The organism is Pseudomonas sp. ICMP22404, assembly GCF_006227205.1.
In the GTDB taxonomy this organism is placed as follows: Bacteria; Pseudomonadota; Gammaproteobacteria; order Pseudomonadales; family Pseudomonadaceae; genus Aquipseudomonas.
This window is the reverse complement of sequence record NZ_VCNG01000002.1, coordinates 471,703-496,549: the sequence shown is the minus strand read 5'-3', so window position 1 is coordinate 496,549 and position 24,847 is coordinate 471,703. Positions and strand designations below refer to the sequence as shown.

17 protein-coding genes and 2 pseudogenes are annotated in these 24,847 nt (G+C 63.0%); 10 read left to right on the top strand and 9 right to left on the bottom strand.

Annotated elements, in window-relative coordinates:
• Positions 1–41: 41 nt before the first annotated feature.
• Genes FGE05_RS05875 through FGE05_RS05865 form a run of 3 tightly spaced genes read left to right on the top strand, consistent with a single transcriptional unit; the run spans position 42 to position 2,416 of the window.
• A complete protein-coding gene (locus FGE05_RS05875) occupies positions 42–863 on the top strand; it encodes a molybdenum cofactor biosynthesis F family protein (RefSeq protein WP_139642364.1) in 822 nt (273 codons plus the stop codon).
• Positions 856–1,659: an SDR family NAD(P)-dependent oxidoreductase gene (locus tag FGE05_RS05870; RefSeq protein WP_139642363.1), complete on the top strand. Its 804-nt coding sequence runs from the start codon at positions 856–858 to the stop codon at positions 1,657–1,659. Before FGE05_RS05875 ends, FGE05_RS05870 begins: the two co-directional genes overlap by 8 nt.
• Positions 1,649–2,416, top strand: coding sequence for an SDR family oxidoreductase (locus tag FGE05_RS05865; RefSeq protein WP_139642360.1), 768 nt, complete (start codon positions 1,649–1,651; stop codon positions 2,414–2,416). The genes FGE05_RS05870 and FGE05_RS05865 overlap by 11 nt, the downstream gene beginning before the upstream one ends.
• Before the next feature lie 427 nt (positions 2,417–2,843).
• Here the strand turns inward: FGE05_RS05865 and feaR are convergent, their stop codons facing one another.
• The 3 genes from feaR to FGE05_RS05845 form a co-directional block, all read right to left on the bottom strand.
• Positions 2,844–3,806 (bottom strand): transcriptional regulator FeaR, encoded by a 963-nt coding sequence (gene feaR, locus FGE05_RS05855; protein WP_139642355.1) that lies wholly within the window; start codon positions 3,804–3,806, stop codon positions 2,844–2,846.
• 123 nt (positions 3,807–3,929) lie between these two features.
• Positions 3,930–4,550 (bottom strand): DUF3156 family protein, encoded by a 621-nt coding sequence (locus tag FGE05_RS05850; RefSeq protein ID WP_175362900.1) that lies wholly within the window; start codon positions 4,548–4,550, stop codon positions 3,930–3,932.
• A complete protein-coding gene (locus FGE05_RS05845) occupies positions 4,495–5,994 on the bottom strand; it encodes an APC family permease (RefSeq protein WP_139642352.1) in 1,500 nt (499 codons plus the stop codon). The genes FGE05_RS05850 and FGE05_RS05845 overlap by 56 nt, the downstream gene beginning before the upstream one ends.
• Positions 5,995–6,025: 31 nt before the next feature.
• Between FGE05_RS05845 and FGE05_RS05840 the strand changes: the two genes are divergently transcribed.
• Both FGE05_RS05840 and FGE05_RS05835 read left to right on the top strand, forming a co-directional pair.
• Positions 6,026–6,217 (top strand): hypothetical protein, encoded by a 192-nt coding sequence (locus FGE05_RS05840; protein ID WP_139642350.1) that lies wholly within the window; start codon positions 6,026–6,028, stop codon positions 6,215–6,217.
• 66 nt (positions 6,218–6,283) lie between these two features.
• A complete protein-coding gene (locus FGE05_RS05835) occupies positions 6,284–7,612 on the top strand; it encodes a hypothetical protein (RefSeq protein WP_139642349.1) in 1,329 nt (442 codons plus the stop codon).
• Between the two features lie 39 nt (positions 7,613–7,651).
• Here the strand turns inward: FGE05_RS05835 and FGE05_RS30200 are convergent, their stop codons facing one another.
• Positions 7,652–8,623 (bottom strand): methyl-accepting chemotaxis protein, encoded by a 972-nt coding sequence (locus FGE05_RS30200; protein WP_139642347.1) that lies wholly within the window; start codon positions 8,621–8,623, stop codon positions 7,652–7,654.
• A gap of 207 nt (positions 8,624–8,830) precedes the next feature.
• Between FGE05_RS30200 and FGE05_RS05825 the strand changes: the two genes are divergently transcribed.
• Complete coding sequence (locus FGE05_RS05825; protein WP_139642346.1) at positions 8,831–10,318, top strand: aldehyde dehydrogenase family protein; 1,488 nt, start codon at positions 8,831–8,833, stop codon at positions 10,316–10,318.
• A gap of 38 nt (positions 10,319–10,356) precedes the next feature.
• On the opposite strand, the pseudogene FGE05_RS30300 reads toward FGE05_RS05825, so the two are convergent.
• From FGE05_RS30300 to FGE05_RS05805, 5 genes and pseudogenes are all read right to left on the bottom strand, one after another.
• Positions 10,357–10,830, bottom strand: a pseudogene (locus tag FGE05_RS30300) (methyl-accepting chemotaxis protein); the annotation flags it as partial.
• A 114-nt stretch (positions 10,831–10,944) separates the two neighbouring features.
• A pseudogene (locus FGE05_RS30295) lies at positions 10,945–11,622 on the bottom strand (PAS domain-containing protein); the annotation flags it as partial.
• Positions 11,623–11,851: 229 nt separating this feature from the next.
• Entirely contained in the window at positions 11,852–12,220 is a 369-nt protein-coding gene (locus FGE05_RS05815; RefSeq protein WP_139642344.1) for a fe2+ zn2+ uptake regulation protein, read from the bottom strand.
• A 101-nt stretch (positions 12,221–12,321) separates the two neighbouring features.
• On the bottom strand, positions 12,322–13,743 hold the full coding sequence (locus FGE05_RS05810) for a diaminobutyrate--2-oxoglutarate transaminase (RefSeq protein WP_139642342.1): 1,422 nt from the start codon (positions 13,741–13,743) through the stop codon (positions 12,322–12,324).
• A gap of 106 nt (positions 13,744–13,849) precedes the next feature.
• Positions 13,850–15,913 (bottom strand): TonB-dependent receptor, encoded by a 2,064-nt coding sequence (locus FGE05_RS05805; protein WP_139642340.1) that lies wholly within the window; start codon positions 15,911–15,913, stop codon positions 13,850–13,852.
• Between the two features lie 247 nt (positions 15,914–16,160).
• Here FGE05_RS05805 and FGE05_RS05800 point away from each other — a divergent pair, with 247 nt between their 5' ends.
• From FGE05_RS05800 to FGE05_RS05785, 4 genes are all read left to right on the top strand, one after another.
• Positions 16,161–17,138, top strand: coding sequence for a TauD/TfdA family dioxygenase (locus FGE05_RS05800; RefSeq protein ID WP_139642338.1), 978 nt, complete (start codon positions 16,161–16,163; stop codon positions 17,136–17,138).
• Positions 17,139–17,146: 8 nt separating this feature from the next.
• A complete protein-coding gene (locus FGE05_RS05795) occupies positions 17,147–20,554 on the top strand; it encodes a condensation domain-containing protein (RefSeq protein ID WP_139642336.1) in 3,408 nt (1,135 codons plus the stop codon).
• Positions 20,555–20,571: 17 nt separating this feature from the next.
• Positions 20,572–21,618, top strand: coding sequence for a TauD/TfdA family dioxygenase (locus tag FGE05_RS05790; RefSeq protein WP_139642333.1), 1,047 nt, complete (start codon positions 20,572–20,574; stop codon positions 21,616–21,618).
• Between the two features lie 111 nt (positions 21,619–21,729).
• The gene (locus tag FGE05_RS05785) at positions 21,730–24,789 is read left to right on the top strand and encodes an amino acid adenylation domain-containing protein (RefSeq protein WP_139642330.1); all 3,060 of its coding nucleotides are present in this window, start codon (positions 21,730–21,732) and stop codon (positions 24,787–24,789) included.
• Positions 24,790–24,847: the final 58 nt, after the last annotated feature.

Here is a 24,847-nt window from a genome sequence, read left to right as displayed (position 1 = left end):
CCATGATCCGGGTGGACACTTCATCCAACCGGAGCCTTGCAATGAGCACATCTACAGACTGGATCACCGTCGGCGCCCTGGCCGATGGCTTTGCCCCAGAAGCCTTCATCCTGCCAAACCTGGCGGACCTGAGCGGCAAGACCTTCACCCTGAATTTCGCCAATGGCTGGCAGATCGAGCACCGATTCGAGCAAGAAACGTTGTCGTGGCACGCGGCCGATGGGCACTCCAGCGGCACGGCACCGTATCGGGCCACGTCGGTACGCCCCGGGTTGTACCTGGTGGACTTCCTCAAGGGCGAAGGCGCGCAAACCCTGTCGGTCAGCCTGGTGCTCGATACCGCCAACGCGGCGTTCACTGCGGTGATCGGCCGCATGCCCGAGCAGGCACAAACCCGCGAAGGACTGTACGGACGCGCATTGGCGGGCCAGCCGCTGACGGCTGTCGGTGTCGAATTTCTCCATGGCAGCCTTGATCGCCCTTGGCAACCAGGCCTCTGCCCGCATGCCCCGAGCACGGAGCTGGTGGGCCTGCGCAACCTGTATCGCTACAGCCCGAGTGAAGTCTACGAACACATTTACCTCAACGACCGGTTCTATGCCTGGCAGTGCCTCAAGGGCGTGGAGCAAGGCCTGTGCGACACCGATCGGTGCGACACCTACAAGGTCGCCGATGAGTTGTACCTGTTCGTCTGGCGGGAAAAGATCATCCCGACCCTCGGCCTGGTGTTGATCGACCTGCAACAGCATCGCAGCGACGGCAAGATCTTCGGCTACGCCGGGGCGTCGTTCGATGAGTTTTCCAACTTCCCGGTCAGTTCCTACTGCCAGGTCCTCAACCGCACGGAGTATCCCGATGTCTGAATCTCGCACCGTGGTGATTACCGGCGCCGGCACCGGGATCGGCGCCGCTTGTGCCCGTTTGCACGCGGCCGAAGGCGCCAACCTGGTGTTGATTGGCCGACGCCGCGAGCCCTTGGAGCAACTGGCCGCAGAGATCGGCGGTCTGGTGCTGGTGGGCGATGCGGCTTGCCCGGCGACCTGGGACGGTTTCGTCGCACAGATTCGCCAGCGCTTCGGCCGACTCGATGTGTTGCTGGCCTGTGCCGGTGGCATGGGCCAGGGCAGCGCCACCGAGACCAGCCCACAGGCCTGGGACGCGGCCATGCGCAGCAACCTCGACAGCGCGTTCTACAGCGCACGGGCTTGCTTGCCACTGCTTCAGGAAAGCGCCGGCAACATTGTGATGGTGGCTTCCATTGCGTCATTGGCAGCGGGGCCGCAGGTTTGCGGCTACACCACCGCCAAGCACGCGCTGCTGGGCCTGAACCGCTCCTTGGCGCGGGATTACGGGCCAAAAGGCGTGCGGGTCAATGCCGTCTGTCCAGGCTGGGTCCGCACACCGATGGCCGATGAGGAAATGCAGGTATTGATGCAGTTCCATGGCGAAACGCTGCAACAGGCCTACGCCCGGGTCTGCGCCGACGTGCCGTTGCGCCGGCCAGCCAGCGCCGAGGAAATTGCCCATATCTGTCGCTTCCTGGCTTGCCCGGACGCGTCGATCATCACCGGCGCGGCGCTGGTGGCCGATGGCGGTTCCAGCATCGTCGACGTGCCGACACTGGCCTTCAGCCGAATGGAGATACCCCATGCCGGATGATCTGGATTTCACAGGTAAGACGGTACTGGTGACTGGCGGTGCCCAAGGCATTGGCCGGGCCATTGTCGAAGGCTTCGCCTGGCGCGGGGCCTGCGTGGTGATCGCCGACCTGGGCCTGACACGGGCCGAAACGCTCGCCGATGAATTGACTGCCGAGGGCTGTCGGGTGGAAGCCGTCGGCGTTGATCTGGCTGACGCCACGGCGATTGCTGCGATGATGGCCGGGCTGGAGCAGCGCCTGGGACGGCTGGATGTGCTGGTGCACAACGCCGGGTACTTTCCGCTGACGGCTTTCGAGCAGATTACGCCGGCGGTACTGGAACGGACGCTGGCGGTGAACCTGTCGGCGCTGTTCTGGCTGACCCAGGCGGCGCTGCCAATGTTCCGGCGCCAGGGCCAAGGTTGTGTGCTGGTGACTTCATCGGTCACCGGCCCACGGGTGGCGTATCCGGGGCTCAGCCATTACGCCGCGTCCAAAGCCGGGGTCAATGGTTTCATTCGCAACGCGGCGCTGGAACTGGCGGCTGAGAATGTCCGGGTCAACGGCGTCGAACCCGGCATGATCGCGACACCGGCCATGGCCAACCTCGGTGACGATGACCTCAACCAGGACATCGCCCGGCGAGTCCCTCTGGGGCGCTTGGGCAAACCGGCCGACATCGCCGGCGCCATGCTGTTCCTGGCGTCCGACCTGGCCAGCTATGTGACTGGCCAGACCCTGGTGGTCGACGGCGGCTCGACCTTGCCGGAGGTTTGAAGCGGGGTCGGCTTGCGGTGGTGGTGACAGAACCACCGCCATCGCGAGCAGGCTCGCTCCCACATGGGTTCCAGGTGTTCACCGCAATCGCACAGCACCACAACCCCTTTGTGGGAGCGGGCTTGCTCGCGAAAGCGGTGTATCTGTCACAGAGATGTTGAAGGTGCCGCCGCCTTCGCGGGCTAGCCCGGCTCCCACAGGTTCAGCTGTGTCCCCAATGCCGCACACACCACAACTCCCCTGTGGGAGCGGGCTTGCTCGTGAAAGCGGTGTATCTGTCACAGAGATGTTGAATGTGCCGCCGTCATCGCGGGCAAGCCCGGCTCCCACAGGTTCAGCTGTGTCCCCAATGCCGCACACACCACAACTCCCTTGTGGGAGCGAGCCTGCTCGCGATGGCGGTAGTTCCGCCAACAACCATCCCGCCTCAAACCATCCCCAAGGCCAGCTGCAGGTGGCTGGAGCGAAAATCCTTGGGTGACTGTTCGAACTGCTTCTTGAACGAACGGCTGAAGTGGGCCGAGTCGGTAAAGCCCCATTTGTAGGCGATCGAGGTAATGGATTCGTCCCGCAGGAACGGGTTGCTCAGGTCATCGGCACTGCGCTTGAGCCGTGCCCGCTGGATGTAGCGGCAGACGCTGTCATCCTGCTCTTCGAACAAACGGTACAGGTGCCGCACCGAGATGTTCAGGCGATTGGCCAACCCGACCGGGCTCAGGCCGGGCTGGCTCAAGGATTCGTCGATGACCTTCTGCACATAGCTGCGCAGATGGCTGCCCTGCAGCGACACAGCGTCATCGCGGGCATCGGTGGTGTGTTCCAGCGCCGACCCCAGCAGCGAGACAAACGCATTCTGCAAGGCTTCCCCCTCCCCCTCCACGCCCTCGCCGTCCGGGGTGTCCTTGCACAACTGGTCCATCAGCACATGCAGCATCCGCCCGCAGGCCTTGCTCGAAGAGATCTTGCCGAAGGTCTTGGTCTCTGCGCCCAGTTGTCTCGACACATCCTGGCGAGACAAGGACAGCACGGCGTGCTCGATCAAGCCGAACGGGCTGATCTCAAGCGAGCCGGCCGAATCCATCAACAGCAGCTCACCGGGGGCCAGTTGGATGCTCAGGCCGTTCTGGGTGATGCGGCAGTAACCACTGCGCTGACTGACCAGCAGGCAATCCTGATCATCGTCGTGATCCGGATTGGGTGAATGGCGCTTGATGGAGCCGGCGTTGGTGCGCAGGTTGGAAAGGGATAGGCCGCCACGGCAGAAATTCGATACCTGACCGATGAACAACGCACGATTAAACGCCAACTCCGTCTCGAAGTGACCGCAAGTGGCGCGCAGATCCCGGTTCCAGGATTCCAGCCCGTCTTGCCCAACCTGTTGCATGCTCATGGCGCTCTCCGCAGTGGCTTATTGTTTTTGTACGGCAATAGTTAACATGTTATCTATATGCACGCAACAAGTACCTGATCGCCAGAGCAGTAGCAGGATTGATGCCAGGGCATCACAACAGAATCAAAGGTTCCTCAAGACCCGTTGCAAGCCGCTCAAGACCGTCAGCAACGCCCTGCGCTGCTCGTGTCCGATAGGAATGTAACGACGAAAGGCCGGCATGCGGTTGACCACCTCGCTGCCGCCCATGTGCTCCAGGCACACACGCCATTCGCGCCCTTGCAGCTCGATGCGCAAGCGCTTGAAGTCCAGTGGCATGAGCGCCTGATACAACGCCGGGTCCTGCTCTACAGCCTCCTGTAACCGGGCCGCCAACGCCGTGTCCCCGCCCCGCGGCCGGCAGCGAATGCCATTGCGGCGAATGGCCCCGCCATGGTGCAATTCCAGGCGCGCCATGCCCTCTATCGATGCCGGCACGCGCAGCACGAACTCAGTCATCACCAGGTGCATCAGGAGCTGTGACTCGGTGCGTTCGACAACCTCCAGATGAAGGCTGCCGTCGTCGGTGACCAGCGTCGCCGACGCCGGCCCCGATAACTCGAATCGAGCCAACCCGAGGTTGCGCCGCAGATATTCCAGGGTTACCCCAGGCCGATAACCGGCCGGGGCCCGGCTGGCGCTGAACAGCTCAGACAGTTTTTGCAGCACGCTCGTCAAACGCATCGACAGGTTGCCCTGGTTCATGGGAAAACTCCTTGGCCAGCACGTCTTCCACCGACGCCGGCGTGAATGGATTGACCTTCTGCACCACCAGGGTCCAGAACAACGCATAGGCTGCGGTGCCACCGAGCATCACCGCGAACGGGATGTAGATGTCCGCCGGGTTCATGCCCGGTGGCGTGATGAACCACATGCCCAACACGATGCCGACGCTGGACAGGATCTGTGGCAACGGGAACCACGGCGAGCGATAGGCCCGTGGCAGGTCGGGACGACGGATCCGCAGGCTGACCACCGACACGGTCACCAGCAGGTAGGCAAAACTCCAGGCACACACCGCCGCCAATACCAGGTGCATGATGTTGTCGGTGTTGCCGCCGAGCCACAGCGCGTGCAGGCAAGGAATCAGCACCGCCACCACGATGCACAGTAGCGGCGTCTTGAAGCGCGGGTGCAGGTAGGTAAAGACCTTCGGCAGAGCACCGTCCACCGCCATTCCATAGAGAATCCGCGGCACGCCGGCCATCAGGGTGTTGATGGTCGCAGCGCCGGCAAACAGAAAGCCGATCCCCAGCCATATCGGGCCGATATCACCCATGACCTGTTCGGCGAAGCGCGGAATCGCCATGGGCGTGTCCAGCAGGTGCACGCCGCTGGCAGCGTCCAGCAGCACGTTTTCCACCTGGCGTTTCATGGCTGCGCCGTAGATGAACATGCACGAAGCGACACTCAACAAGCCCAGCACCATCGCCCTGGGCATGACCTTGGCCGAGTTGCGCAGGTCCGGCGCCAATGGCGTCACGAACTCGCAACCGACAAACATGAACATTGCCATGCCCACCAGCGACAATATGGTGATCAGGTCAGTGCCCACCAGCGAGACGCCGAACCAGCCCTCCAGTTGCACCGCCGGCGCGGCGATCAGGCCCAGCACACCGAACACCATCAACGTGGTCCACATGCCGAAGGTCAGGATGATCTCGGCCCTGCCAAACGCGCTGACACCGAAAGCGTTGAGGACCCCGAAGACGATGACGAAGCCGACCCCAAGCAGCCAGGAGCCCCCGGCGGACTCGGCCAGGGTGTTCAGGTGTTCGAAGTTCACCAGTGCCATGACCCCGGAAAGAATGGTCTCGGCGGTGCCGGCGAACACGTGCACGATCAGATAGGCCGACAGCGTGCCGGTGATCGCAAAGAAGCGCCCCATGCCACAGTTGATGTAGTCATAGACCGAACCGGTGGTGGGCAGGATCGACGCGGCCTCGGCGAACGTGGTCGCCTGGGCCAGCATCATCACCACGGCGATCAGCATGGCCACGGCAAACGCGCTGCCGCCGATACCGAAACCCATGGTCGCGGTGAGAATCACCGGGCTGGCCATGATCAGGCCAATGGTGCTGGCCAGGGCGGTGGGAAAGCCCACCGTGCCCCGGTTCAAGTGGGCGGTGAGCCGGTCATTGATCGACATGGTGCAGATCCTCAAGAAGCGGATTTTTAGTATGGATGCCACCGCCGTCCAGGAGCCGGCATTCGAGCCCCCCAGCCAGTCCCTGATCGAAACGGCGTTGCGTGCAGCCTCACTTTGCGCCGCGCCGTCCCGGGCGTCTTGCCCATGTCTGCCGCCGGTTTTGTTGCTGCCTGCCAGCGTCCGTCACCTGGCGGGCTGGGTCAATTCCCTGGCAGCCAGGTGAAAGACTTCCCCGCCCCCCGCTCGCCTTAATGCGTGCTCTGCCATCCAACCACACTGGGGAAACACCATGGAGCACACACGTCACACACCACCGCTGCGCCACGCCATTGGCCTGGGCATCGCCTTGCTGGTCGCCGGGCCGTCGGTCCAGGCCTACGAGCTTTACGCCGACGAAGACACCACTGTCACCGGTAACTTCCTGGCGGTCTACGGGATGTTCAACAGCCGCAAGAACTACGACGGCAACGCCGGCGGTTCGAGCTGGCGGGAAGGTTTCATCAAGTATGGCCTGAGTATCGAGCAGACACTCGCAAGCATGGGCAGTGTCTACGGCACGGCCAATCTGGTCAGCTCCGGCACCTGGAGCGACGGCGATCCGGCCGGCCTGAGCGATGGTTCCGAACGCACCACCCAGTTCGATGAAGCCTTCGCCGGCTGGCGTTCGGGGGATCTGTTTCCGGTGCTGGGCAAGGATGGCGTCGACCTGTCCTATGGTCGCCAGGTGATCACCCTGGGCGATGGTTTCATCATCAACGACGACGGCTTGAACCTGGGCAAAGGCCCGGCGGATGGCGAATTCAATCGTGGCGGCGCCTATTACCTGGCGGCCCGCCACGCCTTCGACAAGACCGCCGTGCTGCGCCTGGGCGGCAAGGAAGGCGTGCACGGCAGCCTGATGTGGATCAAGTCCGATAACCGCGCCCAGGCCAACACCGAAATGGCCGCCGGCACCCTGGAATACACCCGTGCGCCCGGCACCCTGGGCTTGACCTACATCCATGGCATCGACGTCGATGATCACTATGCCAGCGACTTCCAGAAGCAGCGCGAAGGCATGGACATCTACAGCCTGCGCGGCAGCGGCAACGCCGGCCTCGAAAATGCTCACTTCGCCTTCGAATACGCCTGGCAGGACAAGGACGCCGGCCCGGAAAAAGCCTGGTACACCGAGGCCGGCTACACCTTCGCCGACCTGCCCTGGACGCCGGACCTGACCTATCGCTACAGCCGCTATTCACAGAACTGGGACTCGATGTTCAACGGCCTGAGCCGTGGCTACGGGACCTGGTTCCAGGGTGAGGTGGCCGGCAACTATTCCGGCCCGTTCAACAGCAATACCGCCATCCAGCACGTTGGTCTCAAGCTCAAGCCGACGGAAACCGTGACCCTCGGCGCGCTGCTCTTCGACTACAAGACCCTGCACACCCGCCAGGCATTGAACCTCGACGGCCGAGAGCTGGACCTGTATGTGGAATGGGCGCTGAATGAGCACCTGATCGTCACGCCGCTGGTGGGCCTGTACAAGCCGGAAAAGGACGAGAGCAACGGTGGCAATCAGGTGGGCGGCAACGGCACCAACGTCTACAGTCAACTGGTGGTGGCAGTGCCGTTCTGAACGTATCGGGAGCGGCCAGGACGGCAGCTCCCGACCCGCTTACTGTTTATGCTGATGCAGCATCGTCTGGATCTGATGCGTCGCCTGGCGGGTACTCTCCGCCAGCTTGCGCACCTCATCGGCTACCACGGAGAAGCCCCGTCCGACCTCCCCCGCCCTGGCGGCCTCGATCGCCGCGTTCAAGGCCAACAGGTTGGTCTGGTCGGCAATCCCCTTGATCACCCCCACCACCGTGGCGATCTGGGCGTAGGTGACCTGGTTCTGCTCCAACATGCGCTGGTGGGTGGATTGGGCCGAACGCTCATCACTGATATCACGCACCGCGCCAATGACCCGCACCAGTCGCCCCTGGGCATCCCGTACCGCACGCCCGCGCTCACGGCACCAGATGTAGTCGCGGCTGTTGTGGCGCATGCGGTACTCGAAGACGTATTCGCCGCTGCCCTGGGAACCGAGGATCTCCCGGTCGAAAATCGCCATGATCTTCGGCAGGTCGTCCGGGTGGGTGATCCCCACCTGGGCATCCCAGCCATCGGGCAGCTCGTCTGGCCTGTAGCCCAGCAGCGAGCGGAACTGGCTGGAAAAACGCATGCCGCTGGCAGGGTGCTGAAGATCGCCATTGACCACCGTGATGTCCCAGCAGCCTTCGGTCAGGGTCGATTGCAGCAACTCCCAGATCTGCGCTTCCTGGCGTTGCTGCTGCAACTGCTGGCGGTATTCATCCAACTGCATCTGCAGTTCGCGTTCGCGCAACTCCGCTTGGGCCAGGTGCTGATGCACCGTTTCGAGTTCACGCTCGCCTTGCTGACTTCGGGCCACTTGCTCGCCCAACTGCTCTTCGAGTCGAAGAAAGCGCTCGGTGCCTTCCGCCATCTGTCGAGCGTGCCGGGCCAGGCACGCCCGCAGCTGCGGATACGCGTCGAGCACGGCTGTGTCGTCGGTTTCACCGGCCAGCGCCCGTTGCACCTGGGCGCTCAATGCCAGCTTCTGTCTGTTGGTCTGGAGAAACATCGCCCGCCCCTTTGCCCATCACGTCGAAACACCGATCTGACCGCAAACCGACGACGCTGGCTTGTTCCTGGCTGCAATCGGTTTTGCTCCTGGCTGCCAACGCCTCCCTGGCAGGCACAGACATACGTCACGGCAGGCACAGTCAAGCCGCGCCATCCGCCAGCGATTAACCTCGGGTCTTCTCTTGTTCGCGATCAGGAAACTCCCATGAGCGATATTGCCCTGCTGCCTCAGGTCGACGCCTTTCTCGGTCGGCGTCACGCCCTGTTCATCGACGGCCGCTACGTCGAAAGCCAAGGCGGCCAGACCCTGGACGTCATCAACCCCGCCACCGGTCAAGTCATCGCCCAGGTCAGCGACGCCATGGCTGCCGATATCGACGCGGCAGTGGAGTCGTCCCGGCGCGGCTTCAAGGAATGGTCCCAGACGGCACCGGCGGTCCGGGGCCATGTGTTGCTCAAGCTGGCTGACCTGATGGAGCAGAACCGCGAAGAACTGGCGCAGATCGAAACCTGCCAGTCGGGCAAGATCATTCACATTTCCCGCGCCTTCGAAGTCGACCAGGCCGCTCACTTCCTGCGCTACTACGCCGGCTGGGCCACCAAGATTGGCGGCCAGACCATCACCCCGTCGCTGCCCTCCTTCGCCGGTGAGCGCTACACCGCGTTCACCCTGCGCGAACCGGTCGGCGTGGTGGTGGGTATCGTGCCGTGGAATTTTTCCACCATGATCGCCATCTGGAAACTTGCCTCGGCGCTGGTGACTGGCTGCAGCGTCATCATCAAGCCCAGCGAATTCACGCCGCTGACCATCCTGCGCATCGCCGAACTGGCCATGCAGGCCGGCCTGCCGGCGGGCGCCCTGAACGTGCTCACCGGTGGGGGTCAGGTGGGTAAAGGCTTGATCGAGCACCCGGGCACCAACAAGGTTTCGTTCACTGGCTCCGTGCCGACCGGCATCGCGGTGGGCCAGACGGCGATGGGTGCGGGACTGACCCGTGCCACCCTGGAGCTGGGCGGCAAGAACGCGGCGGGGTTCCTGCCGGATGTGGATCCGGACGTGGCGGTCAACGGCATCATCGAAGCCGGTTTCCTGCACTCAGGGCAAATCTGCGCCGCAGCGGAACGGTTCTTCGTCCACCGCTCGCAGATCGAGCCAATCATGGACAAACTGGCCCAGCGCCTGGGCCAGCTCACCATCGGCTCCCCCCTGGATGAAGGCACCCAGTTCGGCCCGGTCAGCAACCGCCCGCACCAACGCAAACTCGGCGAATGCTTCGCCAAGGCCCGGGCGCAGAACAACACCATCGTCCACGGCGGCAACCTGATCGAGGGGCCGGGCTGTTATGTCGAACCGACCATCATCCTCGCCCACCGTCGTGACGACACGTTGCTCCACGAAGAAACCTTCGGCCCCATCGCGACGTTCTTTCCCTACGACAGTGAGGAGGAACTGCTGGACCTGATGAACGACAGCCCATACGGCCTGAGCGCCAGCCTCTGGACCCAGAACTTGAGCAAGGCCCTGCGCATGGTACCGGCCATCGAAGCCGGCACCGTCTGGGTGAACATGCACACCCTGCTCGACCCGGCCGTGCCGTTCGGTGGCAGCAAAGCCTCGGGGATCGGCCGGGAGTTCGGTGGTGCCTTCATCGATGACTACACCGAACTCAAATCAGTGATGATTCGCTACTGAGGACCGCGGCCGCGTTCGCCCTGGAGATCCGGCTCGTCTCAACCCACCCAGCCGACTGCCGTCTTGGGAATGACATCGGACTCATCGAGCTTGGATGCAAACATGCTCACCGCTTCGAGTGCGTCCGTGGTGCCGGCCCTGATCTGCACGATGACCGATCCGGCCTGGTCGGCCAGGGTCACCCCGCGCAACGCCCCCTCATGGGTCACGCTCATGCTGGCGACCGCTTCGCGGGTTTCGGACAGGATCATGTTGATCATTTCCGCGATCTCCGACGTCGAGCGACTGGTACGCCCGGCCAGTTGCCTGACTTCGTCGGCCACCACCGCGAACCCCCGTCCCTGATCACCGGCGCGCGCCGCCTCGATGGCGGCGTTCAGGGCCAGCAGGTTGGTCTGCTCGGCAATGCCGCGAATGGTATTGACGATTGCCGTGATCTCTTCCGAACGAGCCCCCAGTTGCCCGACCAGGCGCGCGGAGGCACCGATGTTGTCGGCGATCTCGCGCATTTCCTTGGCCGTCTGATGGATCACCTGGGCGCCCTGCTCGGCGACCCTCTCGGTCTCGGCGGAGATGTGATAGGCACGGGACGCCCCTCGGGAATCTTCCTCGAACTTCTCCACCCGTTCGGTGATGTCGGTGGCGAACTTGACGATCTTGCTCAACTTGCCTTCAGCGTCGTAGACCGGGTTGTAACTCGCCTCCAGCCAGACCACCTTGCCGTGCTTGCCGATACGCTTGAACTGGCCGCTGAAAAACTCACCGGCGTTGAGACGGCGCCAGAAATCGCTGTACTCGGAACGGCTGACCAGCTCCGGTTCGCAAAACATCCGGTGATGCTTGCCCTTGAGCTCAGTCAGCGAGTAGTTCATGACGTGCAGGAAATTATCGTTTGCGGTCAGGATGTTGCCGCCCAGGTCAAACTCGATCACCGCCATGGCCCGGTCGAGCGCCGCCAGCCTGCCGCGGGTTTCGGCCTCGTTCGCGACTTTGGCCGTGACGTCCAGTGCGTACTTGACCACCTTCACGACGCGGCCATTTTCATCCTTTACAGGGTTGTAGCTGGCTTCCAGCCAGATGTGCTGGCCTTGTCCGCCGACGCGTTGAAAAGTGCCGGAAACGAACTGACCGGCACGCAACTGATTCCAGAATTCGCGATATTCAGCGCTGCCTGACAGCTTGGGGGTACAGAAGTCACGATGGGACAGGCCGCCCAACTGGTCCGCACGGTAACCCATCGTACTGAGAAAATTCTCATTGGCCCGAAGCAACTTGCCATCGGGGCTGAACTCGACAACGGCCATCGACCGTTCCAATGCACCAACCAATCCCTTGTAGGTTGCCAACTCGGCTGTCCTGGCCATCAGTTCGTTTTTTAGCGTTGAATTAAACATGACGTACCCCTCGACGAAACTACAAATCAGTCGGACCTTGTAGGGCTATCGACTCATCAGTCGGGGGCTTGATACCGCCTAACAAAATTATGTATTGACGTCAAGAAAGCATCGCAAGGACCCTAACGATCTAATCCGGTCAGCGGCTCGAGCACTGCTCCAGTATTGCGCTGGCCTCGCGGGTAAAGCGGTAGCTTTTGTCAGGCTGAAAAAGAATGACGCCCTCATCACACAACCGTCTGAGCACTTCACGGACACTGACAAGCGACAACTCGGCAGCAAACAGCCCCAGGTAGTGGTGCACCCCGCGCACGTTGATGGAACGCCCATCCCTGGCGGCAACGAGCAATGCATCGATGACCTTGAGGCGGATCAGACTGGTGCGCAGCCCGTAATGTCGTAGCAACTCACGGATGCTGTGACGGTCGTCTTCGGGGGGTTGTCGAGTGGCAGCTGTCTCGCCTTGTTTATGTGTAGCGGGAGACGCGGATACGGAATGTCTGTACATGCGAATAGTCCTTTTCAAAATGTACGGGTAGCAAAAGTCTGGTGACCTCTTCCCGACCAACAGGCTTGCCGTCCCTGTCGGCAAGCCTGTTGGGGGATCCTTTAGCGAACGGGACGCTCGTTGATCGTGCTGGCCGCTTGGAACAGGATTTGCGCGACGAAATCGATTTCCTGTTCGGTGATGATCAGCGGTGGCAAGAAGCGCACGGTCGCACCGTGGCGTCCGCCCAGTTCGACGATCAAGCCATGCTTCAGGCAGGCCTGCTGGAAAGCCTTGGCCCGGGTGGTATCCGCCGGTGCATGTCCCTGCACGTCGACGGTGCCCTGTGGGTCAACGATTTCCATGCCCAGCATCAGCCCGCGCCCACGCACGTCGCCAATCCAGGCGAACTCGCTTTGCAGCGCCTGTAGCTGTTTGCGCAGGTGGGCGCCCACGGTTTCGGCATGCTTGACCAGGCCCTCGTCGCGAATGAAGCGCAAGGTCGCGGTGCCGGCTGCCATGGCCAGCTGATTGCCGCGGAACGTGCCGGCGTGGGCGCCCGGTTGCCAGGTGTCCAGCGAATCGTTGTAGACCATCACCGCCAGCGGCAGACCACCGCCGATGGCCTTCGACAAGGTGATGACATCCGGGGTGATACCCGATTGCTCGAAGCCGAACATCCGGCCACTGCGGCCGATGCCGCACTGGATCTCGTCGACGATCAGCGGAATGCCGTGGGCCTGGGTCAAGCGGCGCAGTTCCTGGAGCCAGCGGTCCGGCGCGGCAATCACCCCGCCCTCGCCCTGGATCGGCTCCAGGATCATCGCCGCCGGGGCGGTCACGCCACTTTCCGGGTCATTGAGCAGATGCTCCAGATACCGCACGTTCAACGTCACGCCCTGGTCCCCGGCCACCCCGAACGGGCAACGGAAATCATGGGGGTACGGCAAGCGTTGCACCCCCGGCGTCAGTGCGCCGAGGGCATTTTTCGGCGACAGGTTGCCGCTGATCGCCAGCGTGCCCAGGGTCATCCCGTGATAAGCGCCTTCGAACGCCAGCACCGAGTGGCGGCCGGTGGCGGTGCGGGTGAGCTTGAGCGCGGCCTCGACCGCGTCGGCACCGCTCGGGCCGCAGAATTGGATGCGGGCGTTACGGGCGAATTCGCTGGGCAGGCAGGCGAAGATCTCCTGGACGAAAGCGTCCTTGACCGGGGTCATGAGGTCGAGAGTGTGCATGGGCACGCCGGCCGCCATGACCTGGGTGATGGCTTCGACGATCACCGGGTGGTTGTGGCCCAGAGCCAGGGTGCCGGCGCCCGCCAGGCAGTCGACGAACACCTGCCCGCGACTGTCCTGCACATAAATACCATGGGCCCGTTCGAGCACCAGGGGAATGCGTCGCGGGTAGCTGCGGGCATTGGATTCCTGCTGTTGCTGGCGCTCCAGCAGCGGCGTCGGATCCAGGCAGTAAGGGCTCGACAGACCGGTGTGCAACAGGCGTAGCTGTGGCGCGCCACCTGTCGTGGCATTTGAAAAAGCGTTCATGATTTCCTCCATGGAGGCTGGGTTTGAAGGGAACAACAGCCTGAAAACAAACTTCCGTGACGCTGCAAGCCGGGCGCGGGAAGATTGCCTTCCCGCGCCCCTGGGCTTACATGTCGTAACGCAGGATCATGCCCAACGTGCGTGGTGCGCCGACGTCGATGATGTCGTCGTCACGGTTGTTGGTGATGTATTCCTTGTCGAACGCGTTCTTGACGTAGGCGGACACAGCAACATTCTTGGTGATTTTGTACTCGGTGTTGAAGTTCACCAGTACATAGGCATCGCTCTTGCGCTCGCCACTGACCTTGCCATTCGAGTCGAACTCGTATTCCGACGGCGCGGTGCTCTGATAGACGATATCGGTGCCAAACATCAGGCGATCGTCGAAGCGATAGACACCACCCACCGAAGCCTTGTATTTGGGCGAATAAAGGAACGACTCGCCGCTCCTGTCCTGGCCATTGTCAGCGACAAAGTCCTTGTACTTGCTATCGGTGATTGCGCCACCGAAGTTCAGGGTCAGTTGATCGGTGATGTCTTTCTCGACGAAGACCTCAAGGCCCTTGATGTCACTGCGACCGGCGTTATAGATGTCAATGACGGTACTGCCAGGCTGCCGCACGCTGACCTGCTGGTCTTTCCAGTCGGTGTAGTACAGGTTGGCGCGGGTGCGCAGGGTCTTGTCGAAGAATGAACCGCGATAGGACAGCTCGTAGTTGGTGGTGTATTCCGGGTCGTAGGCCTGGTGACCGCTACCGGAACGCAGGTTGACGCCACCACCGCGATAGCCCTTCTGCACCATGAAGCCGAGGTACTGGTCCGTTGCCAGTTCGTAGTCGATGCCGAGTTTCGGCAGCACGGCATCAAACGATTTTTTGATTTTCTCGGGAACGAAGCGGCCGTCTGCCTCGATGTCGGTATCGTTCGTTTCGTGGTCGTACCGCAGGCCGGTGATCAATGTCCAGCGCGGCACGAACGTCCAGTTGACTTCACCGAAGACCGCCTGGTTATCAATCTTGGTATCACCTTTGACGGTGCGAGCCAGGACGTTATCGAACAACAGCCGATCATGGAATTTGTTGGTGTTGTGACCGTAGTAGGCACCGACGAAACTCTTCACGGTGTCCGACGCGTAGTTCAGGCGCAGCTCCTGGCTGAACAGGTTACCGTCCTGCTTGCGCAGAACGACCTCGTTGTCCACGGCGGTCTGGTCAAAGTCCAGGCGGTTGCTGTAGTCCGAGCTGGTATTGGCGGTCATGCTCGTCAGCGACCAGGCATCGTTCAGACGATAATCCACCTTGGCGCTGAGGGTGTCCTGCTTGAGGTTGTCGTAGGCCTCGGTGTTGGACGCGATATCGTAATAGCTGGGCTTTCCATCGGCGCCGCGCATCGTCGAGCGGTCACCCTGGCGGTGTTCGCTATGGGCGTAGGTCAACAGGACGTCAGTGTCGTCATTGGGCAGGATCAGCAATTTGCCGCGGCTGTTGCTGGTGCGATGCGGGTTGGCATCCTTATCCAGCGTGGTGTTGCGGATGTAGCCGTCGCCGTCGGTATAGTCCACGGCAATCCGGCCGGCGATCTTGTCATCGACGATAGCGCCACCACCTGCGACGGCCGCCCCATGCTCACCATAATTCCCCATGCTGGTCTGCGCCGAGAAGCTGGGCTCGAACGTCGGTTTCTTCGTCTCGATCACCACCGCCCCGGCCAGGGAGTTACGGCCCTGGGTAGTGGATTGCGGACCGAGGAACACTTCGACCTGCTCCGCGTCCCAGAGCGGAACCGGGCTCAAGGTCAACGCACGGTTCGGCTGTACGGCACCGTCGACATACACGGAGACCGCACCGTTGAGGGCTGCCGGCCCCTGGTCGTCAAAGCCGGACACCGGCACGCCACGAATACCCCAGTTTTCGTTGCCGGCCTGACTATAGACACCCGGCGTGCGCGCAAACACATCCACCAGGTCCTTATCAGCATGCTCACGCAGCTTCTCTTCGGTGACCACTACAACGCTGGACTGAGTCTGCTCCAGGGTACGGTTGATTTTCTCACCCGTCACAGTGATCGGAGCGATCTCCACGGCAGTGGACTCTTCCGCTGCCCATGCACAGTTGCCGAGGCCGATTGCCGACCCCACAGCCAACGCAATTGTATTCTTTTTGAAATTCAAGCCCCGCACCCCTGCGACAGATATTTTTGGTTTTTTTGAGCTGGCCGAACGCTGTTTGGCGCCAGCGGAGCGGAGTCTAATCCAAAAAAAAAATTAAATAAATAGTATTGATAATCTCTCTCATTTGTACCTAGTATGTCGTCCTGTATTAGATCCAAAACACTACAGACGAGTCCTACAGAGGCGCCTGGCGCGCCATCTTCAGGTCTCGTAACGGGTCGAAAAAGATAGAAGAGGATGTGCAAGGATGACCTCAATCGAACACCTGGACAGGCGTTCCGAGCCTTTTTCAATGACTTCCACGGACGGCGGTGAACACTCGTTGCCCGTGTTGGTGCAGGCGACGCCTGGGCAGTCGATTCACGATTTGGACGCCTCGCTGCGCGACATCCTGCCCCATGTGCTGAACACCGTGGGCGGGGTCTTGCTTCGCGGCTTCAACGTGGCGACCCCGATCGACTTTAAGCGCTTCGCCGCCAGCTTCGGTGCCCCCCTGGCCAGCTACGAATTCGGCTCCACGCCGCGCAGTAAAGTCTTCGCCGGGGTGTACAGCTCCACGGAATACCCGGCCCATCAGTTCATCCCCCTGCACAACGAGCAGGCCTATACCCGACCCTGGCCTTCGCGCATCTGGTTCCACTGCATCAAGGCCAGTGAAACCGGCGGCGAGACGCCGATTGCCGACAGTCGCCTGATCTACCAGCGCATGCCCACCGAGATCCGCGAGCTGTTCGCCAGCCGCGAGCTGCTTTACGTGCGCAACTACAGCGGCGCCCTGGACCTGCCCTGGCAGAAAGTCTTCAACACCGAGGACCGGGCCCAGGTCGAACGCTACTGCCAGGACAACGACATCGAGTGGGAATGGAAAGCCGACGGTGACCTGCGCACCCGTCAGCGTTGCGCGGCGGTGCAGCAGCATCCCGAGACCGGCGAGTGGGTCTGGTTCAACCAGGCTCACTTGTTCCATGTGTCGGCCATCGAACCGAGCGTACGCGCCAGCCTCCTGGCCGCCGTGGGTGAAGAGAACCTGCCGCGCCATGTGTATTTCGGCGACGGCTCGGCCATCCCCGACGAGATGCTCGACCGCGTGCGCGAGGTCTACCGCCAGACCGCCGTCAGCTTCCCCTGGCAGCCCGGCGACGTGCTGATGCTCGATAACCGACTGGTCGCACACGGTCGCAATCCTTACACCGGTGACCGCAAGGTCATCGTGGCCATGGCGTGAATTGCACAATGTCTTCATTCGAACAGTGGATCGAAGTGCTGGAAACCAATTCCCGGCGCTTTCCAGAACGTGCTGCCCTGCACTTTTTGCCGGACGGCGTCACGATCGGCGAAACCCTGACCTTCTCCCAGTTACACGAGCAGTCCCAGTCCCTGGCGGCCGCGTTGCAGTCGCGCTATGCGCCGGGCGATCGCGTGCTGTTGATGCTGCCCAGCAGCCTCGACTATGCCCGGGCGTTCTGTGCCTGCCTGTATGCCGGCATGATCGCCGTGCCGTTGTTTCCGCCGCCGTCGCGCAAACCGCGGCACCTCGAACGCGTGCGCAACGTGGTGGTGGACGCTGAGCCGGCACTGATTCTCGCCCCGGCAGATCACTGCGAAGGCTTGTTGGAACTGGTGGAGAGCCGTGTCGACGTGCTCACCGTCCAGCACCTGGGCACACCACCGCCCAGCCAATGGCAACGCCCGGCCATCGACGGTTCGACCGTGGCCTTCCTGCAATACACCTCCGGCTCCACCGGCTCGCCCAAGGGCGTCGAGGTGCGTCAGCGCAACCTGATCGCCAACGTCGAGCTGATGCGCCAGGCCTATGGTTTCGATGAGCACGGCGCCATGGTCAACTGGCTGCCGCTATACCACGACATGGGCCTGATCGGTGGCCTGCTGGCGCCGATCTACAGCGGTATGCCCTGCTACTTGATGGCTTCGCAAACCTTCGTCAACGCACCGTCGACCTGGTTGCAGGCATTGAGTCGCTACCGCGGCACCGTCAGTTTCGCGCCGAATTTCGCCTATGCCCTGTGCAATCGGGTGGTCAGCGACAACCTGATCGCCCAACTGGACCTGAGCGCCTGGAAACACGCCATCAACGGCGCCGAGCCGATCCACCCCGGCACCCTGGAAACCTTCGCCCAGCGCTTTGCCGCCTGTGGCCTCAACCCGTTGGCGATCAGCCCCGGTTACGGCCAGGCCGAAGCGACTCTGTGTGTCAGCGCTACGCCGGAAGACGCCTTGCCGGTGACGCTGCGCCTGGACAAAGCGGTGTTGGAAACTGGTCGCGTGGCCCTGGCGGCCGCCGGTGCCGCCGCCGTCGAATTCGTCGCCTGTGGCTTCCCCCAGGCTTTGCACAGCATTGCCATCGTCGACCCGCAAACCCATGAGCGCTGCGCTGCCGATCGCATCGGTGAAGTGTGGCTGAAGGGGCCGAGCAACGCCGAGTCCTATTGGAAAAACCCCGAGGCCACCCGCGAAGCCTTTGAAGCGCGCATTGTCGGCTCGACCGACCATTACCTGCGCTCCGGCGACCTGGGTTTCATGCACGAGGGCCAGGTGGTGATCTGCGGGCGGCTCAAGGACTTGCTGATTCTCAACGGACGCAACCTGTACCCCCACGACATCGAGTTCGCCATCACCGATGCCGAACCGGGCATCCGCACCGGGCGCATCGCCGCGTTCTCGGAAATGGACCCGACCCTGGGCCGGGAGAAACTGGTGATCGTCGCCGAGCCGCAGCGCAAGTTCGTCGACCCGGCGCGGCACCCGGCGCTGTTCGCCTCGATGCAGAACGCCGTGCGCGAAGCCGCCGACTGCGGCATCGACCAGATTGTGCTGGTGGAAGCCGGCACCATCCCGATGACCACCAGTGGCAAAATCGCCCGCCAAGGTGCGCGCAAGCAACTGGCGGCGGGTACGCTGAGCATCATCGCCCAGAGCGGCGGGCAGCTCGCTTCCAGCGGCGAAACCCTGGAACTCGGCCAACTCAGAGGTCTTGTGCAGGCTTCGGCGCAAGACGCCCAGGCCGCTTGCCGGCAATGGCTCCAGCAGACCTTGCACGGGGTGAATCCGTATCTGCTTCCAGACTTCGAACGGAGTCTGATCGGCCAAGGCCTGGACTCCATCGGCGTCGCCGATTTCGCCGCTCGCCTGCACAGAGACCTGGGCTGGAACCTCGATACTCAGAGCCTGTTCGGCGAACAGACGCTGGCGCACTGGGCGCAAGATCTGCTGGCGTTCCTCAGTGCACCATCAGCGGCGCTCACTCCGTCGGCCGAACGTACGGATGGCAGCGAAACTCGCCAGTCCTTCGCCCAACGCCGGCTGTGGTTCCTGCGCCAGATGAACCCGGACGACACCCGCCACAATCTGGTGCTGCACCTGCGCCTGCAAGGTCCATTGGACGTCGAGGGGTTGGCCGAGCGCTTGAACAGCCTCGTCAGCCGTCACAGCGTGCTGCGCACGGTCTATCGCGACGGTGTGGACGGCCCGCAGCAACAGGTTCTCCCCGCCACGCCTGTGCCGTTGAACTGGCACGGACAGACCGAACAGCAAGCGCTGCACGACTACCTGGCGAGCGAACACGCCACGCCGGTGGATCTGGTCAACGGTCCCCTGCTGCGGGCGCAGTTACTGAGCCAAGCAGACCAGCACCACCTGCTGCTGACCGTACACCACATCGCCTTTGACGGTCGCTCGGCGCAAGTGCTGCTGGCGGAACTGGCTGGCTCGGCAGGCGCTGAATGGCCGGTGCAGTACCTCGATTTCGCCCAGTGGGAAGCGGCGCACTGGAGCGAACAGCGGATCGTCACCGAGCAGGACTTCTGGCGTGAGCATCTGGCCGGTCTGCCACAGACCCTCGAACTGGGCGGCAGTGGCCAGCCCCCGGGCGAACACAGCCTGGACTTCAAGGTGCCCCAGGCCCTCTGCGAGCCACTTTCGACGCTGGCCCGAGAACGCGGCATGACCTTGTTCATGCTGTTGCTGGCCAGCTATCAACTGGTGCTCAAGCAACTGGGCGGCCAACAACGATTCCTGTTGGGCACTGACGTCAGCGGCCGTCCACTGGCGGAGCACAATGACGTCATCGGTTTCTTCGTCAACCAGCTGACGTTGCGCTGCAACCTGCAGGGTGAACCGACCCTGGCCGGTTTCCTGGAGCGTGTTCGCGATGAGGCGCGCCTGGCCTATGCCCACCAGGGCCTGCCTTTCGACCTGGTGGTGTCGGCCCTGGCGCCGCAGCGCCTGCCCGGTCACTCGCCATTGTTCCAGGTAAAGCTCAACTATCAGCCGTCACGAGTCACGCCGACCGCCATCGCCGGCGCGCACCTGCAGACCCTGGAGGTGGCACAGGCTCCGGGAGATTTCCACCTGGTGCTCGACCTGGTGCACGGCACCGAAGGGCTCGACGCGACGCTCAAGTATCGCGGCGAATATTTCGACCAGGACCGCGCCTTGCGCCTGCAACACCTGTGGACGCGCCTGCTGGAAGAAACGCACCAGTTGCTGGACGAGCCGCTGCCGGCCCTGGCCGAGCGCATCGATACCTGGGACCTGGCCTTCCAGCGCGAGCGGCAACAGGCCCGGACGCTGGCCGGTCGCAGCCAGATGCTGCAAGCCAAACGTCGCTCAATGTCCCTTTAACCGAGTCGGATGCCGTTATGTCTACCCTGCCCCCATCGCCCCGCGCCCTTGGCGCCGTGCGCCGCAAAGCCATGAACGTCTCGGAACAGCAACTGGTCACCGAACGCCTGCTCAGCCCCGACCACGCCCTGCCACTGGTGATCGAGCCGGCGGTGAGTGGCGTCGATCTGGTGGCCTGGGCCGCTGGCGAACGCGAGTCCCTGGAGAAAAAACTGCTGCAATACGGTGCCCTGCTGTTTCGCGGGTTCAACGTGGCGTCCGTCGAGCAGTTCGACCAGGTGATCGCCACCCTCTCCCCCGGCGCCCTGGAATACATGTTCCGTGCTTCGCCCAGGACCCGGGTCGGCGGCAACATCTACACCTCGACCGACTACCCGGCCGACCAGATGATCTTCCCCCATAACGAACACTCCTATTCGCCGCGTTTCCCGCTGCGACTGTTCTTCTATTGCCAGCTTCCCTCCGAGACCGGTGGCGAAACCCCGATTGGCTCGACCCGTGCGGTCAAGGCCGCCATCAGCCCGGAGATCGAAGCACGCTTCCGGGAAAAAGGCGTGATGTACGTGCGCAACTATGGCGATGGTTTCGGCCTGCCGTGGCAGAGCGTGTTCCAGTCCGAAGACCGTAGCGACGTCGAAAGCTACTGCGCCAGCGTCGGCATCGAAGTGGAATGGAAAGACAACAATCGCCTGCGCACCCGCCAACGTGGACCTGCCGTGGTGCGCCATCCGCGCACGGGTGAAGAGGTCTGGTTCAACCATGCCACCTTCTTCCACATCAGCACCCTGCCGCCGCACATCCGCGATTCGCTGCAGAGCAACTTCACCGACCTTGACCTGCCCACCAACACCTTTTATGGCGACGGCGAACCCATCGAACCGCAGGTCCTGGAGTCGCTGCGAGCGGCCTACCTCGACTCGCTGGTGCGCTTCAGTTGGCAACAGGGCGATGTGTTGTTCATCGACAACATGCTCGCGGTCCACGGACGCGAACCCTTTACCGGCAGGCGCGCAATCATGACCGGCATGGCTGAAGCCCTGCTGTCGAGCGACGTGACCCTTTGACTTTCAACGGCGGCACCCGTCGCTCGCCAGCGGCTTGCGTGACGGTCAGTCCGTAAGCCCCGGCGCCGGCGCTGCCCCCAGATCAAACCCCATTTTCCAGTCGAGTTGAACATGAGCGGACTTCAAGGTTTTCGTATTTCGCCGCAACAGGCAGCGCTGTATCCCCACATCAAGGGCGCTGCCGAGCACCCGTTCGGTTGTCACTTGCAATGGTCGCTGTCCGGCCCGACCGATGTAGAAGCGCTGAACAGCCGCCTGCAAGCGTTGCTGGCTGCCAGTGAAATCCTGCGGACTCGCCTGATGCCGGTACCCGGCCTGCGTCATCCGGTGCAGGTCATCGACGAGACCGGCACACTGACGGTGGCCCAGCTGGATCTGCGCCAGCACAACAGCGCCGACCAGGATGCCGAACTGGCGCGCCTCGTTTCACACTCCCGGGACTGGACCGCGCCGCTGGCCGTGACCCTGGTGCGCCTGGCGGATGACGCATCGGTGCTGGACCTGGCTGGCGCGGGCAGCCATTTCGACCTCGCCAGCCTCAGGCTGCTGGCCGACGCCTTGCTGCAAGATACCCCGGCGGATCTGTCCGAGGCCCTGCAATACGCCGACTACGCCGAATGGCGCTGGAACCTGGTGGAAGACGAACCCGACCATCCAGGCGTGAGCTTCTGGAAAGCCTTGGGCGAGGTCGAGCAGCCCACTTTGCAGCTGTCCCTTGAAGCGCCCAGCGGTGCCGGCTTCGCCCCTGCCCGGCAGGCACTGGCACTCCCCGCCGACCTTGCCCGTCACCCGGCCCTGACCTCGGCGTTGATGCTGGCCGCCTGGGCGGCGGTACTCGGCCGGTTGGCCGGTCAGCAACAGGTCCCGCTGACCCTGATCCACGAAAGCCGTGGCGCCGAACTGGACAACGTCCTCGGCGTGTTCGAACAGTGCCTGCCCCTGAACATCGACCTGGATGCCCAGGCCACCCTGCTCCAGCAGAGCCAACAACTGGCTGCCTCGGTGGAACGCAGCACCGGCTGGCAAGACTATTACACCCGGGACCTCACTGCGGGCTACGCCTTCGCCTGGCGTTCGGGCGATATCCGGGAACGCTATGCCGACGCGCTGATGGGCCCGGTGAAAGCCTGCCTGAATGTCCGCCAATTGCCGGACAGCCTGCACGCCAGCGTGATTTACGATCGCCACACCCTGAGCGCCGAAGCCGCACGCAGCCTTGGCGAACAATGGCTGCAATTGCTGCAAGGCGCCCTGGCCGAACCGCAACAGGCCTGGTCCCACCTGCCCCTCGGCGGACCGTTGCAATCGACGATTATCGCGAACACGCCAAGCTCGCCATCCATCGAGCCGCTGACCCTGGTGGACCTGATTGCCCGTCAGGTTCGTCAGCAACCGGACGCCATCGCCCTCAGCGACACCGACGGCGACCTGAGCTATGCCCGCCTCGACGCCTGCGCCACCCGTCTGGCCCATCAACTGGTGGCCGCCGGCATCGGCCGCGACGTGCCCGTCGGCATTCTGTTCCCCCGCAGCAACGCCGCCATCGTCGCCATGCTCGCGGTGTTGAAAGCCGGTGGCGCCTATGTGCCGATCGACCCGACCTATCCGGCCGATCGACGTGCCTACATGCTGGCCGACAGCGGCATCGCCCACATCGTGGTCAGTGCCGAATTGGCCGACAGCCTGCCGGCGACCCTGCAACGTTTCGTGCTGGATGACTTGAGCGGGCACGACACGAGCGACCTGCCGCCGCTGCCCCTGCCTGACGCGAACGCCCTCGCCTACCTGATCTACACCTCGGGCTCCACCGGCGCACCGAAAGCCGTGGAAATCAGCCACGGCGCCCTGAGTTTCTCGACCCAGGTGCGCATGGCTGCCTATGAAACGCCCGTGCGCGCTTACCTGCTGTTGTCCTCGTTTGCCTTCGACAGCTCGGTCGCCGGGATCTTCTGGACCTTGGCTCAAGGTGGCCGACTGGTGCTGCCGGCGCCTGGGGAAGAACTGGAGATGGCGCGCCTGGCGCAGCTGGTTGCCCAGCACAAGGTCAGTCACGGCCTGTCGCTGCCATCGCTGTATCAGGCCCTGCTCGACCAATTGCAACGCAGCGCCAGCGCCGACAGCCTCGAGTGCTGGATCGTCGCCGGTGAAGCTTGCCCGCCGGCCCTGGTCGCCCAACACAGCAAGACCCTGCCTCACGCCCGCCTGGTGAACGAATACGGCCCTACCGAAGCCACGGTCTGGGCCAGTCATGAGGTACTGGAGCCGAGCCGCAGCGTCAGCATCGGCCGTCCGATTGCCGGCATGGACCTGCGCCTGCTGAACGAGTTCGACCAGGCCTGCGGCATCGGTGAACCGGGTGAGATCGTCCTCGCCGGCCCGACCCTGGCGCGGGGCTACCGCAACAAACCGGAAGAAACCGCCAAAGCCTTCGTCACCCTGGCCGACGGTACTCGCGCCTACCGTACCGGTGACCTGGCCTGCTGGCTGGCCGACGGGCGCCTGGCGTTCCTCGGACGCAAGGACCACCAGGTCAAAGTGCGCGGCTATCGCATCGAACTCGGGGAAATCGAACGGCAACTGTGCAGCCATAGCGACGTGCGCGAAGCCGCGGTGATCGTGCAGGAGCATGCTGCCGGCAAACGCCTGCTCGCCTACGTCCTGGCCGCACATGGCTATGCACCGGACTCGGAAGCGATCAAGCGTTTCCTCGGTGAGCGTCTGCCGTCGTACATGGTTCCGGCCCAGGTGCTGACCCTGGCGACGTTCCCACGCACCCCCAACGGCAAACTCGACACCCGTCAGTTGCCCGACCCGGATCAGTTCGACGAAAGCACCCACGTCGCGCCGCGCAACGCCATGGAAACCACTTTGCAAGCCATCGTCGCCAAGGTCCTGAAGCTGGCGAACGTGAGCGTCACCGACAACTTCTTCGCCATCGGCGGTGACTCGATCCTGAGCCTGCAAGTGGTGGCCCAGGCCCATGAGCAAGGAATCGCGCTCTCGGCCAAACAAGTCTTCGAACGCCAGACCATCGCCGCCATGGCCGAGGTCGCGCAACCACTGGCCGAATCCGCCGCCCCGCTGGCAGACAGTGCCGAGTTCAGCGCCTCGGGCCTGTCCGACGACGAAATGCAAGCGCTGATGGCCGAACTGGACGAGGCCGACCTGTGAGTCGCTCCTCCCGTCGCCAGGCCATCACCGTTGCCCCCTTTTACGCAGGACGCTTTCA